The organism is Micromonospora citrea (assembly GCF_900090315.1).
Classification (GTDB): domain Bacteria; phylum Actinomycetota; class Actinomycetes; order Mycobacteriales; family Micromonosporaceae; genus Micromonospora; species Micromonospora citrea.
Genome location: NZ_FMHZ01000002.1, coordinates 3,711,106 through 3,724,452 on the forward strand (window position 1 = coordinate 3,711,106; position 13,347 = coordinate 3,724,452).

12 protein-coding genes and 2 tRNA genes are annotated in these 13,347 nt (G+C 70.9%); 9 read left to right on the forward strand and 5 right to left on the reverse strand.

Translation table 11 applies throughout. The annotated features are described in order from the left end of the window. Positions 1-163 precede the first annotated feature (163 nt). Positions 164-1,681, forward strand: coding sequence for a peptide deformylase (locus GA0070606_RS17035; protein WP_091101005.1), 1,518 nt, complete (start codon positions 164-166; stop codon positions 1,679-1,681). A gap of 174 nt (positions 1,682-1,855) precedes the next feature. Here GA0070606_RS17035 and GA0070606_RS17040 read toward each other — a convergent pair whose 3' ends face one another. Then, the gene (locus GA0070606_RS17040; RefSeq protein WP_091101009.1) at positions 1,856-2,974 is read right to left on the reverse strand and encodes a globin domain-containing protein; all 1,119 of its coding nucleotides are present in this window, start codon (positions 2,972-2,974) and stop codon (positions 1,856-1,858) included. A 143-nt stretch (positions 2,975-3,117) separates the two neighbouring features. Here GA0070606_RS17040 and GA0070606_RS17045 point away from each other — a divergent pair, with 143 nt between their 5' ends. Next, complete coding sequence (locus GA0070606_RS17045) at positions 3,118-3,888, forward strand: CPBP family intramembrane glutamic endopeptidase (RefSeq protein ID WP_091101013.1); 771 nt, start codon at positions 3,118-3,120, stop codon at positions 3,886-3,888. A 95-nt stretch (positions 3,889-3,983) separates the two neighbouring features. On the opposite strand, the gene GA0070606_RS17050 is transcribed toward GA0070606_RS17045, so the two are convergent. After that, positions 3,984-4,649, reverse strand: a complete 666-nt coding sequence (locus GA0070606_RS17050) for a hypothetical protein (protein WP_245724717.1) — start codon at positions 4,647-4,649, stop codon at positions 3,984-3,986. A gap of 1,156 nt (positions 4,650-5,805) precedes the next feature. Between GA0070606_RS17050 and GA0070606_RS17060 the strand changes: the two genes are divergently transcribed. From GA0070606_RS17060 to GA0070606_RS17090, 7 genes are all read left to right on the forward strand, one after another. Further along, positions 5,806-5,896 (forward strand) — tRNA-Ser (locus tag GA0070606_RS17060). Positions 5,897-5,932: 36 nt separating this feature from the next. Continuing rightward, positions 5,933-6,005, forward strand: a tRNA-Arg gene (locus tag GA0070606_RS17065). Between the two features lie 552 nt (positions 6,006-6,557). After that, complete coding sequence (locus tag GA0070606_RS17070) at positions 6,558-6,902, forward strand: PadR family transcriptional regulator (RefSeq protein WP_091101016.1); 345 nt, start codon at positions 6,558-6,560, stop codon at positions 6,900-6,902. Then, positions 6,899-7,276: a DUF1048 domain-containing protein gene (locus GA0070606_RS17075; protein ID WP_245724718.1), complete on the forward strand. Its 378-nt coding sequence runs from the start codon at positions 6,899-6,901 to the stop codon at positions 7,274-7,276. Before GA0070606_RS17070 ends, GA0070606_RS17075 begins: the two co-directional genes overlap by 4 nt. Continuing rightward, the gene (locus tag GA0070606_RS17080) at positions 7,273-8,085 is read left to right on the forward strand and encodes an ABC transporter ATP-binding protein (RefSeq protein WP_091101019.1); all 813 of its coding nucleotides are present in this window, start codon (positions 7,273-7,275) and stop codon (positions 8,083-8,085) included. The genes GA0070606_RS17075 and GA0070606_RS17080 overlap by 4 nt, the downstream gene beginning before the upstream one ends. Further along, positions 8,082-8,846 (forward strand): ABC transporter permease, encoded by a 765-nt coding sequence (locus tag GA0070606_RS17085; protein ID WP_091101023.1) that lies wholly within the window; start codon positions 8,082-8,084, stop codon positions 8,844-8,846. The genes GA0070606_RS17080 and GA0070606_RS17085 overlap by 4 nt, the downstream gene beginning before the upstream one ends. A gap of 112 nt (positions 8,847-8,958) precedes the next feature. After that, positions 8,959-10,329: a serine hydrolase domain-containing protein gene (locus GA0070606_RS17090; protein WP_425413055.1), complete on the forward strand. Its 1,371-nt coding sequence runs from the start codon at positions 8,959-8,961 to the stop codon at positions 10,327-10,329. Positions 10,330-10,842: 513 nt separating this feature from the next. On the opposite strand, the gene GA0070606_RS17095 is transcribed toward GA0070606_RS17090, so the two are convergent. The 3 genes from GA0070606_RS17095 to GA0070606_RS17105 all read right to left on the reverse strand — a co-directional run bounded on the left by GA0070606_RS17095 (position 10,843) and on the right by GA0070606_RS17105 (position 13,328). Further along, positions 10,843-11,733: an ABC transporter permease gene (locus GA0070606_RS17095; protein WP_342672190.1), complete on the reverse strand. Its 891-nt coding sequence runs from the start codon at positions 11,731-11,733 to the stop codon at positions 10,843-10,845. A 77-nt stretch (positions 11,734-11,810) separates the two neighbouring features. Then, entirely contained in the window at positions 11,811-12,341 is a 531-nt protein-coding gene (locus GA0070606_RS33345) for a DoxX family protein (RefSeq protein WP_245724719.1), read from the reverse strand. A 102-nt stretch (positions 12,342-12,443) separates the two neighbouring features. Then, positions 12,444-13,328 (reverse strand): VOC family protein, encoded by an 885-nt coding sequence (locus GA0070606_RS17105; RefSeq protein WP_091101031.1) that lies wholly within the window; start codon positions 13,326-13,328, stop codon positions 12,444-12,446. Positions 13,329-13,347 lie beyond the last annotated feature (19 nt).

Genomic DNA, 13,347 nt, shown 5'->3' on the forward strand with positions numbered 1-13,347 from the left:
GTGCGCGGGCGTGCGGAGGGACTACCCGAGGGGTGGGGCGGGAAACGCCGTCAGTATCGACATTCATCGCTTTCTGTCAAGATTCGTGTCGGCAAGGCGGCACTTGCCGTGTGGGGGCGGCCACAGAACGTGAAACTTGATACTCCCGGCCACGAGGAAGCTGATGACGACCTCACCGCTCGATCGGGCTGCCGACTCCTTCGCCGCCGAGCTCGCCCGGCACCGCACGGGACGGGGGCTGTCCAAGAAGCAGCTCGCCACCCTGATGGGGTTCGATCCGTCGTACGTCAGCCACGTCGAGGGGCGGCGGCACCGCCCCACCGAGGACTTCGCCCGCCGCGCCGAGGCCGTGCTGGAGGCCAGCGGCGCGATCTGGCAGCGCTTCAAGGAGTACGACGAGCTGCGCCACGCCCGCGCCGAGCGGGCCCACCGGGAGCCGCCCCTGCCCGGGCAGTGGATGCCGCCCGGCACCGGGCTCATCGTCGAGCGGGAACTCGCCACCCTCACCCACCTCGATGACGCCTACCGCTGCGTCATCCGGCGGGAGCTCTACAACGCCGGCACCGAGCCGGTCACCCGCTACCTGGTCCGGGTCGCCGTCGACCGCTACCCCAACGACCCCGGGCGGTCCAACCGGCACCACCGGGAGCATCCGCTCACCTTCGCCGAGCTGCGGCTGCGGGCCTACCGCGAGGACGCGGGCGAGCGGGAGGCGATGCACTGGCGGGCCAAGCACGACCGGGACGCCTTCAAGGAGATCTGGCTGCTCTTCGAGAACGGCGACCGGCGCTTCCCGCTCTATCCCGGCGACCGGGCCACCATCGAGTACGCGTACAGCGTCGGGCACGACAAGTGGGGTCCCTGGTTCCAGCGGGCCGTCCGGCTGCCCACCCGCCAGATGGCCGTACGCCTGGACCTCCCGGCGGCCCTCGACCCGCAGGTCTGGGGCGCGGAGACCTCGCTCTCGGCGGAGGAGGGCCCGCTCCGCACGCCGGTGCACCGGCACGACGACGGCGACCGGGTGATCTTCGACTGGGCGACCGACGACCCGCCGCTCAACGCGCGCTACCGGCTGCAGTGGCGGTTCCGGGCCCGGCCGGACGCCGAGCCGGAGGAGACCGGGCGGGTGCGCCCCAGCGACCGGATGCGCGGCATCGGCATCGTGCAGCGCGGCGCCGACCTGCTCCGCCAGCCGGCCCGCCCGTTCGACCTGCCCCGGGAGGAGCAGGCGGCCCGGGAGGCGGTCGACCGGCTCTCGGCCGCCCTCGGCCGCCTCGACGAGCTGCATCCGTTCAGCAAGGGCGTGGGCATCGCCGCCCCGCAGCTCGGCCTCGGCCGGGCCGTCGCGGTGGTCCGCCCCCCGGACCGGTCGGCCGAACCGGTCGTGCTGCTCAACCCCCGGGTGGTCGACACCTCGCCGGACACCGACGAGCAGTACGAGGGCTGCCTCTCCTTCTTCGACCACCGTGGGCTGGTGCCCCGGCCGCTCCGGATCGACGTGGAGCACGCCCAGTACGACGGCAGCCGCATCATCACCTCGTTCGAGTTCGGCATGGCCCGGCTCGTCGCGCACGAGATCGACCACCTGGAGGGGCGCCTCTACGTGGACCGGATGGCACCCGGCGTGCCGCTGGTGCCCGTCGAGGAATACCGCGAGACCGGCCACCCCTGGCGCTACTGACCCGGCGGGCAGCCCGCCGCCGACCCCTCCCGGGCACGACCACGTCCGCCCGGGTGGGAAGGACGGCCGGGCGGACGTGGTCGGACGGGGCGGCGCCGGTCCGCCCGTCGGGGACCGGGGCGCGTGCCCCAGGGGGCAGGGGCACGCGCCCCGGCATGGGGGGAGGAACGCTTCCTAGAGGTTGCCGAAGGTGTCGTAGCGGGTGTTCTGCGGCGGGACGTCGTCCTCGGCGAGGACGCGCAGGGTGGCCCGGACCATCCGGGCGGAGCCCGAGACGTAGCAGTCGTGCGTCGTCCACGGCCCGTACCGGCTGACCACGTCGGAGATGTCGCCCAGCTCGCCGTCGAAGTCCGGGTCCTCGCTGCACGCGGGGGTGACCGACAGCCACGGGTGCGACGCCACCAACTCCTGGAGCCCGGCCAGGCCGTAGAGGTCCGCCGCGGTGCGGGCGCCGTAGAAGACGTGCACCCAGCGGGTGCGGTTGTAGCTCGCCAGCTCCTCCACCAGCGCCTTGATCGGGGCGAGCCCGACGCCGCCCGCCACGCACAGGACGTCCCGCTCCGAGGAGCGGTCCAGCGTCATCGACCCCATCGGCGCCGCCACCCGGAGCAGGTCGCCCGGCTTCACCCGGCGCACCAGCGCCCCCGAGACCCAGCCGGCACCCGGAGGCGTACGGACGTGGAACTCCAGCACGTTGTCGTCGTTGGGGGCGTTCGCCACCGAGTAGGTGCGCCACACCCGGGGATGGTGGCGGGGCACCTCGACGCTGACGTACTGGCCGGCCCGCCACGGCAACGGGTGCTGCAACGCGCGGCAGGTCAGCACCGCGGTGTCCGCGCCGTACCGCTCGTGGGTCAGCACCTCCGCGTGCCAGTACGGCGGGTTGTCGTCGGCCGCCGCCCCGGCCAGCATCTTCTCCGAGATCGCCGCGTACGCGTCCCGCCACGCCTGGTCGTACTCCAGGTTCCAGCCGTCGCCGGCGGTGCTGCGCAGCGCGTCCAGCAGCGCGACGCCCATCGTCTCGTAGTGCGCCGCCTCGACGTGGTACTTCCGGTGGTCCCGGCCCAACGACCGCAGGTACTCGTCGAAGCTCTCCGGGTCGCCCACCGTCTGGCTGGCGGTGACGATCGCCTCCAGGATCCGGTCGCCCTGCCCGGTCATCTGCACCGGGAAGAGCTTGCGCAGCTCGGGGTCGAGCAGGAAGAGCCGGGCGTAGAAGTGACCGCTCAGCCGCTCCCGGTGCTCCTCGACCAGGGTCCAGCTCTCCTTCAGCAGCCGTGCGAAGTCGTCCACGGGCGCGCTCCTTCTCCTGACGGCGGATCGGGCGCCCATAGAATGTCCACGGAGCGTGCACGGCGGTCGCACACAATGTGCGATCGGCTCGTGAGGTCCGCTCGGCGCTGCCGCCGACCGTCGGCGTCGGGCACAGTGGTGCGGTGACCGTTGAGCTGGACCGCCCGGCGACCCGCCGGATGCTCGGCACCGAGACGCTGCTGGTGCTCGGCCTGTCCCTGGGCCAGTCCGCCGTCTACGCGACGGTGTCGATCGTCGCCAAGCTGACCGCCGACGGGCCGCTGTCGAAGCAGACCGCCTCGCTCAACACCTCCGTGTCGCCCCGGCCGTGGCTGGACCTCACGTACCAGCTGCTCGGCATCGCCTTCGCGCTGCTGCCGGTGCTGCTCGCCGTACACCTGCTGGCGCGGGACCCCGGCGACCCGGCGCGGACGCTCGGCCTGGACGCCCGGCGGCCCGGCCAGGACCTGGCCCGCGGCGCCGGCCTGGCCGCGCTGATCGGCCTGCCCGGCCTGGCGCTGTTCTGGGCGGCGGCGCAGCTCGGCGTCAACGCCACGCTGGTGCCGGCCGCGCTGCCCGAGCTCTGGTGGACGGTGCCGGTGCTGATCCTGGCCGCCGTGCAGAACTCGGTGCTGGAGGAGGTGATCGTGGTCGGCTACCTGGTCACCCGGCTGCGCCAGCTCGGGTGGCGGCTCGGCGGGGTCGTCGCGACGAGCGCCCTGCTGCGCGGCTCGTACCACCTCTACCAGGGCTTCGGCGCCTTCGTCGGCAACGTGGTGATGGGCGTCGTGTTCAGCCTGTTCTACCTGCGCACCCGCCGGGTCATGCCGCTGGTCGTCGCGCACACGCTGCTGGACGTGTTCGCCTTCGTCGGCTACGCCCTGCTGCCCAGGGAGTGGTTCGACTGGCTGTGAACCATCGTCGCCTCTGCTTCCGCCGGTAGGTCTTGGTGAGACGTGGCCCCTCAGGGGGCCGTTTCCTACCAAGATCTACCGGCGTCCCGCGTTTCTCACCCGGCGTGCCTCGCCCGGCCGAGCGTGGGCCGCCGGTAGGCGGTGATCGCACGGGCGGCGAGTCGCTCGGCCGCCGCCGCGTCGCCCGCCGCCGCCGCGAGCGCCGCCGCACCCGGCAGCAGCCGGGACGCCGCCCGCAGCGCCAGCCAGCCACCGGCCTGGGCCGCCAACGGCGCGGCCAGCCGCCACGCGGCCTCCGCCACCCGTGGCCACGGCGCCTCACCCGGCCCGTCCGCCGCCCGGGCCGCCACCAGCGCCGCCCGCGCGCTCACCGCGTCCGGGTGCACCCGGGTCAGCACCAGCAACTCCGCCGCCCGGTCCGGATGGGCCGGATCCCGGCCGTACGCCGCCGCCAGGTGCAGCACCAGGTTCGCCTGGGTCCACAGCACCGCCGCCAGCTCGGCCACCGGCGCGAACAACCCCGCCAGCGCGGCCGTCGCCCCGCCCGCGGCCGCCTGCCGCACGAACCGCCGGGTCGCCAGCCGGGCCAGCCCGTCGGCGTCCGCATCGGGGTACGCGTCGCGCAGCCGCTGCGCCCAGTCACGGGCGCCCGGCCCGATCGCGTCGACGGCGGCCAGGGCCAGCAGCTCCGGAGCGAACCCGGGGTGGTCGAGCACCCGCCGGCCGATCTCCCGCAGGGACGATCCCGGCGTACGAGCCAACGAGCCTTCCCTGACTCCCGTGTCCGTGCCCGGGCTCGGGCCTGTGTTCGGGCTCGCGTCCGTGTCCGGCCCTGTGGCCGGGGCCGGGCTCGCGCCCGTGTCCGTGCCTGTGCTCGGGGCGGCGGTGTCCGTGCCCGTGCCTGTGCTCGGGGCGGCGGTGTCCGTGCCCGTGTCCGTGCCTGTGCTCGGGGCGGCGGTGGTTGCCTCGGCCGCGGCGGTCCTACTCACCGGCGTCGCCCGCGTCGGGTCGGCCTCTTCCGCGAGGGCGGTGGTTCCGGCGGCGGCCTTCCTCGCGACGGCCTTCTCGGCCGGAGCTTTCGTTACCGGGGCCTTCTTGTCCGCCTTCTTCACGAGGGCCGCCTCTGCCGGAGCCTTCTTGGCTGGAGCCTTCTTGGCCGGGGCCTTCTTCACGGGCGCCTTCTTCGCGGGAGCTTCGGGCGTCGGTTCCGTCGTGGCTTGAGCCTTCTTCGCGGGAGCGCTTCGCGTCGGCTTCGCCGTGGCCCGCGCCGACGATCGCCCGTCAGCCGCACCCGGCACCCGCTCCCTCGGCGAACCGGCCGTGGCGCCGCCGTTCCCGGGGGCGGTCGTGTCGGGACTCACTTCGGCCGGTGCCGGGCGCGGGCTGTCGCCGGCAGGGGCCGGTTCTGCGTCGCCTCTGTGCGCGACGTCACTTCCTGCGTCCGCGTCCCCCCGGCCGGCTTCGCGGCCAGGGGGCGGAGGAGCCGCCCGGTCGGCCTGACGAGGCAGCGGCGGGTCGGCCGAGGGCGGCTGGAAGAGCACCGCCGGAGCCGGCTTCGCCCGCCGCGGACGCTTTCCCGAGTCCTCTGTCCGCCGGGCACGCTCACCGCCGTCCTCCCCTTGGCGAGGCGGTTCCGGGGGCACCGGCGGCGGGGTGAATGTCGCCCTCGGGGAGCGTCGCCGCGCCCCCTCAGCAGGCTCTCGGCGGGTCGGCTCGCGCGGCGGCTGCTCCTGCATATCGATGGAGCTTAGCCCCGATGGCGTTCGGGCACAGCCGGAAAACACGAGGCCGGAGAGGGCACCGGCCGCGCCCCGGGCGCCCCGGCCCGCCGGACGGCCGGGCGTACGAGGGAAGTCGCTTTGCTCCCGATCGGTCGGGCCATGTATTCTCGGGCGCGGTGGTCTGCAGGGCCACCAGGGAGACTTCGCCTAGTCTGGTCTATGGCGCCGCACTGCTAATGCGGTTGGGGTCTTAAAGCCCCTCCCGGGTTCGAATCCCGGAGTCTCCGCGCGAAAGCCGGGTGTGTAGACTGGCTGAGCACCGAGCGCCCGTAGCTCAATGGATAGAGCATCTGACTACGGATCAGAAGGTTAGGGGTTCGAGTCCCTTCGGGCGCACAAGATCGTAAGGGCCTGACCTGCGGAAACGCGGGTCAGGCCCTTCGCTTGTCTGTCCCTTGTTGACGCGCGTGGCTGCTCGGTGTCTGCTCGTCCGACGAGCATCCCCTACGTCCCGCCTGTCGGGCGCGGTGTGAGAGTGTCCGGTGCGGTCCAGCGGCCGGTTGCGCCGGCGATCTCCGCCGTCATCTAGATGCATCGATGGCCGGTGGCTAGCAGTGGCTGCACCTCACCGTCGGCGCCGACACCTACGAGGTGTGCGTCGCCCGCACCCGCCACCCCGACTGACCACCCCACCCGACGGCCCCGCCCTCACCCAGGGGGGCGGGGCCGTCGGCTTTCCCACCGACTCGGAGACGTCGTTCGCTCCTCGTCGGCGGTGTCGGCGTCCTCGGTGGTCTTGCGTTCCTCGGCGGGCCGATCTCAGCGGCTCACGGCTGAGATCACCACGCTCGAGGCCGACGCCCTCAGTATCCAGCGTTGCTATCTACCGGTACCTAGTGTTACGGTCTACCGGTAGTCAGTGATGCTTGGTAGTGAGGGGATGATGGCATGGGCAACCAGATGACGGAGATGCTGAAGGGCACTCTCGAAGGCATCGTCCTGGCGATTCTGGCCCGCAGATCCGCATACGGCTACGAGATCACCGCGTGGCTGCGCGAGCGCGGATTCTCGGACATCGCGGAAGGCACCATCTACGCGCTGCTCGTCCGCGTCGAGCAACGCGGGTTCGTGGACGTGGAGAAGGTTCCCTCCGAGAAGGGCCCCCCGCGGAAGGTGTATTCGCTCAACGCGAAGGGGCGAGACCAACTCGCCGAGTTCTGGAGGACGTGGAACGTCCTCGCGGAACGCATCGAGCAACTTCACCACAACGACAACCAGGACGAAGGAGCATGAGGGTGGCCGCGAAGTGGATCGAGATGCTCGTCGGGTCGTTTGAGCAGAAGAAGCAGTACAAGCACCACATGGCCCGCATGGAGGCCCTGCCGGAGCCCTATCGCAGCACGGCCAAGGCTCTTCAGCGGTACTTCATGTACCAGGGAGGGATCCTCGACGGCGACACGCTCGTCACGATGCTCGGCGACTTCGTCGACCTCTGGGAGCGTGCGGTCGCCGATGGAACGCCGGTCCGCGCGATCGTCGGCGGCGACCCGGTCGAATTCGCCGAGACGTTCCTGCTGGCGTACTCCGGCAAGCAGTGGATAGACAAGGAACGCGAGCGCCTCCGGAATGCGATCGACGCCGCCGCCGGCGAGGAGACGAGCGCATGACCACCGAGACGCGCGAACCCGCGATCAGGGTGCGGGCCATCACGAAGTCCTACAAGGATCTGCACGTGCTGCGGGGCGTCGACTTCGACGTGGCGGCCGGGAGCATCTTCGCTCTGCTCGGCTCGAACGGCGCCGGAAAGACCACGCTGGTGCGGATCCTGTCGACGCTGCTGAAGGCGAACACCGGCACCGCGACCGTGCACGGCTTCGACGTCTCCTCGGCCCCGGGCGAGGTACGCAAGTCGATCAGCCTGACCGGGCAGTTCGCCGCAGTCGACGAGGTGCTCACCGGCCGGGAGAATCTGGTCCTGGTCGCGAAGCTGCGCCACCTGAAGAACCCGGGTGCGATCGCCGACGACATGCTCGCCCGTTTCTCGCTCACCGATGCCGGCAATCGCCGGGCGGCGACGTACTCGGGCGGCATGCGCCGGCGGCTGGACATCGCGATGAGCCTTGTCGGCAGCCCGCCGGTCGTGTTCCTCGACGAGCCGACCACCGGCCTCGACCCGCAGGCCCGCATCGAGGTCTGGCAGACGGTGAAGCAGCTCGCCAAGGATGGCACGACCATCCTGCTGACCACGCAGTACCTCGACGAGGCCGAGCAACTCGCCGACCGGATCGCGATCCTGCACAAGGGCACGATCATCCAGAACGGCACGCTCGCCGAGCTGAAGCAGCTCCTCCCGTCCACCAGGGTCGAGTACGTCGAGAAGCAGCCGACCCTCGAGGACGTCTTCCTCGCCCTCGTCGGCGACACCAGTGACACCGCCGACAAGGCAGCCGTGTCCGCAGGAGAGGAATCCCGATGACCGCCCACGTCCTCAGCGACACCGGAACCCTCACCGGCCGCTCCCTGCGTCACATCCTCCGCAGCCCGGACACCATCATCACCACAGCGGTCACCCCGGTCGCGCTGATGCTGCTCTTCGTGTACGTGCTGGGCGGAGCCATCAACACCGGATCCGACGAGTCGTACATCAACTACATGCTCCCGGGCATCCTGCTCATCACCATCGCCTCCGGCATCGCCTACACGGCGTACCGGCTGTTCCTCGACATGCAGGGCGGCATCTTCGAACGCTTCCAGTCGATGCCGATCCCACGATCCTCCGTGCTCTGGGCGCATGTCCTGACCTCACTCGTCGCCAACCTGGCGTCGCTCGTGATCGTCACCGGCGTCGCGCTGATCATGGGGTTCCGCACCGGCGCGTCCATGGTCGACTGGCTCGCCGTCGCCGGCATCCTGATCCTGTTCATCCTCGGCCTCACCTGGGTCGCCGTGATGGCGGGCCTTTCCGCCAAGACCGTCGACGGCGCGAGCGCCTTCAGCTACCCGCTGATCTTCCTGCCCTTCATCAGCTCGGCGTTCGTCCCCACCGACTCGATGCCTGGCCCGGTCGCGTGGTTCGCCGAGAACCAGCCGGTGACGTCCATCGTGAACACTCTCCGCGCGCTGTTCGCGCAGCAACCCGTCGGCAACGACATCTGGATCGCCCTCGCCTGGTGCGTCGGCCTGCTCGTCGCCGCCTACGTCGCCGCGACAGCGATCTACCGCAAGAAGATCAGCTAGCCGATCGCAAGAAGACAGCGCCGCATCCGTGGGCTGGACAACCCGGCCGCCGGGCACCTGCCCGAGCTCTGCGACCCGCGGATCACGGCGCGGATCCTGGAAGGACTACAGCGTGATGGGCATGACAAGCGAAACTCCCGAGCATGGGCTCGTTGGGCGCCGGACCGTGTTGAAGGGCGTGGTGGGCGCCGGCGTGCTCACCGGCCTCACCGGCCTCGCCGGACACGGCACCGCTTCCGCAAGCGTCTCCGGTAGCGATGCTGGTGACGGTGGTGAGTGCGGTGTCGCGCGCGGCTGGGGAAAGGTGGCGGACGCGTTCCGTGCGAACTTCGAGGGCCCCGGCGAGGTGGGTGCGGCGTGCAGCGTCTACGTGGGTGGCCGCCTCGTGGTCAACCTGTGGGGCGGCCTCGCCGACCGCGCGGCGAACCGACGGTGGCGCAGAAACACCATCATGCAGGTCGCGTCCACGACGAAGGGCGCTACCGCGATCTGTGCACACCTGCTGGTACAGCGCGGTCTGCTGGATCTGGACGCGCCGGTGGTGCGGTACTGGCCGGAGTTCGGCGCCCACGGCAAGGACCAGATCCCGGTGCGCTGGCTGTTGTCGCACCAGGCCGGGCTGCCGATCGTTGACGGACCGCTGACCTTCGAGCAGGCATGCGCCTGGGACCCGGTCATCCGGGCATTGGAGGCGCAGCCGCCGCTGTGGGAGCCGGGCACCCAGCACATCTACCACGCCAACACCTACGGATACCTGGTCGGCGAGGTCGTGCGTCGGATCACCGGCAAGTCACTCGGCACCTTCTTCGCCGAGGAGGTGGCTCGCCCGCTCGGCTTGAGCGCCTGGATCGGGTTGCCCGCCAGACACGAGCCACGGGTGGCGAAGATCCACAACGCTGCTCCGTTCAGCGTGGAAGAGTTGCTCGCCGGGATGATCAGGGTTACCGGGCTCGACGCGGAGACGGTAACTGCCTGGGTCACCGCCCTGTACAGTCCGGGCTCCGTCGCAATGCGCGCCGGCGAACTCGGCGGTGCCTTCACCACGTCCGACTACTTCACCACGCGTGCCTGGCGTGCATCCGAGCACCCAGCCGCGAACATGGTCGCCGACGCACACTCGATCGCCCGGATGTACGCCGCCACGGTCAGCAACGTCAACGGTGTACGACTGCTCAACCCGGCAACCGTCGCAAGAGCGACGGAGATCCACACCGACAAGACATCGATGTACGGGCTGCCGTCAGGGCTGAACATCCCCGCTGACCGTTCCTTCAACATGTCACTCGGGTTCTGGCGAGCCTGCCCGCCCTACCCGATGCTCAGCCCGGCGTCGTTTGGCCACCCAGGCTCCGGCGGCTCGGTCGGCTTCGCCGACCCCGACGCCGGTGTCGGCTTCGGCTACGCCACCAACCTCTGGAACTTCCGACCCGACGACCCACGGGCGACGAACCTGGCCAACGCCGTCCGAACCTGCCTCGGATGACGCGCGAACAACGCACTACTGCCTGACCGTGCCGAACTCGCGCGGGCCGAGTTCCGTCGCCACCTCGACGAAGCCGCGCCTGCGCGGGTGCAGCGCGTCCTTCGTCAGAACAGCACCCACTCGATGGCCGGCGCCGCGTCATGGACCGGCACGAAGCGCAGTACGTGCTCGTTCAGCGGCATCAGCCACTCGTGGGCGGCGACCGTGAGAACACCTCGTGGAAGGTGACGACCAGTGGATCCTGCAGAATGCGCCGGCCCCTAAGGGTCCGGTTGGGCAGCACCGCCTGAATTTGGTACTGCGGGCGCCGGTTGGCCGGGGTGGATGAAGGCCCAGTCGGCGCCCGACAGGCCCTGCGCGACGCCCAAACCACCTGCTACGCCAGCCACAACTGGCACCCGCTGTTCACCGCTGGATGCGGGCGACCACGACGGCCCGCAGGAGGGCAGGCGTGGTGTGACGTCGGCCCGCCCATGTGGAGCGGGCCGACCGACGTGCCGCGCTGACGGGACGTCAGCCACTGCCGAGGGCTTCGGTCGGAGCCAGCGCGGCGGCGCGCATGGAGGGATAGACGCCGGCGGCCATTCCCACGACCAAGGCACCGGCGAGGCCCGCCAGCGTCGCGGGAAGCGGGACGATGACGGGCCAGTGGTGCCAGGTCGCCCACGCCACCGTGGCGGCTCCTCCAAGCAGTGCTCCGGTGACGCCGCCCAGCAGCGCCAGCATCATCGACTCGATCAGGAACTGGCTGCGGATCTGGCCCCTGGTCGCCCCCAGCGCACGGCGTAGTCCGATCTCGGCTCGGCGCTCCAGCACCGAGATGACCATGGTGTTGGCCACGCCGATCCCGCCGACGAGGAGCGCGACCGCGGCCAGCGCGAGGAACAGCGTCGAGAACGCGTTCTGGGTGGCTCGTTTGGCGAGCAGTGCCTCCGAGGGACGGCTGACCACGACATCGGCGGGCTGCTGCGGGTTCACCGTCTCCGGCAGGACGGCGCGGACGTCCTCGATCGCCGGTTCGGCGGTCTGGATGTAGAGGACCGTGGGGTGGCCGTCGAAGGCCAGCTCTGAGCGGGCGGCGTGCCAGCCGACGAACACCGATCGGTCGATCTCCGGAAGCAGGGGCACGGCGGCGAGGATGCCGACGACGGTGAACCACCGGTCACCGATCATGACCTGCTGGCCGACCCCGTCACCGGTGGGCACGCCGGCGATCCCCAGTCTCGACGCCGCCACCGCGCCGAGTACCACGGTGGGGATCCGGGAGGTCGTCTCGGTGAGCCACTGACCGTGCTGATCGTCCGACCACTGAGCAGCAGGCCAGCGGTCGAGTTCCCTCGGGCGCACAGCAGGAAGAGGCCGTCTCGGGGAACCGTGACGGCCTCTTTCCGTCCTGGGCAGCACGAAGTGCAGCAACAGTCCCGGCCGGCCCGGGGAACCACGCTTCAGCGCTCCACACCGCCCACCCGTTCGCCCAGGCTTCAGCCAGCGCGGTTCGCCGGGCGGGGTTCTCGTGCGGCGACGGCGGGGTGGGCCGGCTGCCTGTTGACGACGCCTGCCGCCCAGAGGGCGACGGCGATGAAGACGATCTGCTCCGGAATCCGGAACCACAGCGGCGTGGCGGGATCGCCGTTGAGCGGCACGTTCTCCAGGGCGGCGTATACGTTGGCCGGGAACATCAACACGAACAGGACGGAGAGACCGATTCCGGCTGCCGTACGGGTCCGTGCCAGGACGAGTCCCAGGGCGCCGAGGAATTCCAGTACGCCGGTCCCATATACCACCAGGCTGGGGAACGGGACGAACGGCGGAACCATGGCCACCATGTCGCCGTGGCTGGGCATCACCGTGACGCTGTCGGGGACGAAGTGTGCGGCACCGGTGAAGACGAGCATGACGGCCAGTCCGTGGGCCGCGCTGGTCCGCCAGTCGGCGAACCGACGCACCCCGACCACGGCGAGCAGGCGGAACCCCAGCGTGGGGATCGCGAACAGCATGAGTGTCGTGAACAAGTCCTTCTCCCGAGATGAGGTCGCCGGAAAGCGGTCAGCAGCCGGCGAAGAGAGCAGGGTGGGGCCCGTACGCGTGCCGGGCCGGGACGGGGTGGCGGACCGTCAGACCTGAGTGAAGGCGAGTGGCACCCCGTAGGCGTCCTCGGCCGTGACGTAGAAGCCCTCCGGGGTGGTGTGGGTGGAGATCTCGTTGTGCTCGATGAGCTTGCGCGCGGCGGTCAGGTCGCGGACAGCGACGGTGTGGGCGGCCAGCAGGGGCAGGCCGGGCAGGGCGTGTCCGGGAAGGACGTCGTCGAGCGAGGACTGCGGGATGATCTCCACTCGGCCGTGCCGCAGGTGGATCACGCGCTTGGGGCCTTCGATCCACACGTCGGCGTCCAGGATGCGGGCGTAGCGCTCTTCGTGGCCGTCGACCTCGTCGTCGGGCGCGACCAGCAGCACGCTGTGCAGGCCGACCGCGCCGTTGGGGTGATCGAGATACCGAGGCTGGTGGACGTACTGCGGCGTGAAGTGCTGCGTTGCCTGGAGCGCCCCCTCGGGGGTGTGGGCGGCATCGATGCGGACGCTGTCGGCGCGGACGGTCCGCGGTCCGTCGGGGGTGGAGACCTCTCGTTGCAGCGCGCGGATCCCGGTGGAGGCGAGGCCGGCCGCGCGTAGCCGCTCCGCGGTGGCCTGGACGTCGCGGGAGCCGAGGGTCATCAGCAGGCCGCGGTAGGTCTGGCGCAGCTGGTGGACGCCCCAGGGGTCGGGGGCGGCGGGGTCGACGATGCCGAGCAGTTCGATGAACGACTGCCCGAAGTAGGCGCACCGGTTGGCGGTGCAGGTGGGCAGGAGCGGACCGCCGGGCCGTTCGGCCAGGTGGTGGGGCGAGACGGGGCTCAGGGTGAAACCGAGAGCCGCGTAACGGGCGGAGGCCGCGGTGAGGTCGGTGGTGATGAGCACGGTGTGGTCGATGTAGTCGATGTCGGCGGCGTATTCGGTGTTCATGCGCGGTGTCCCTCGTGAA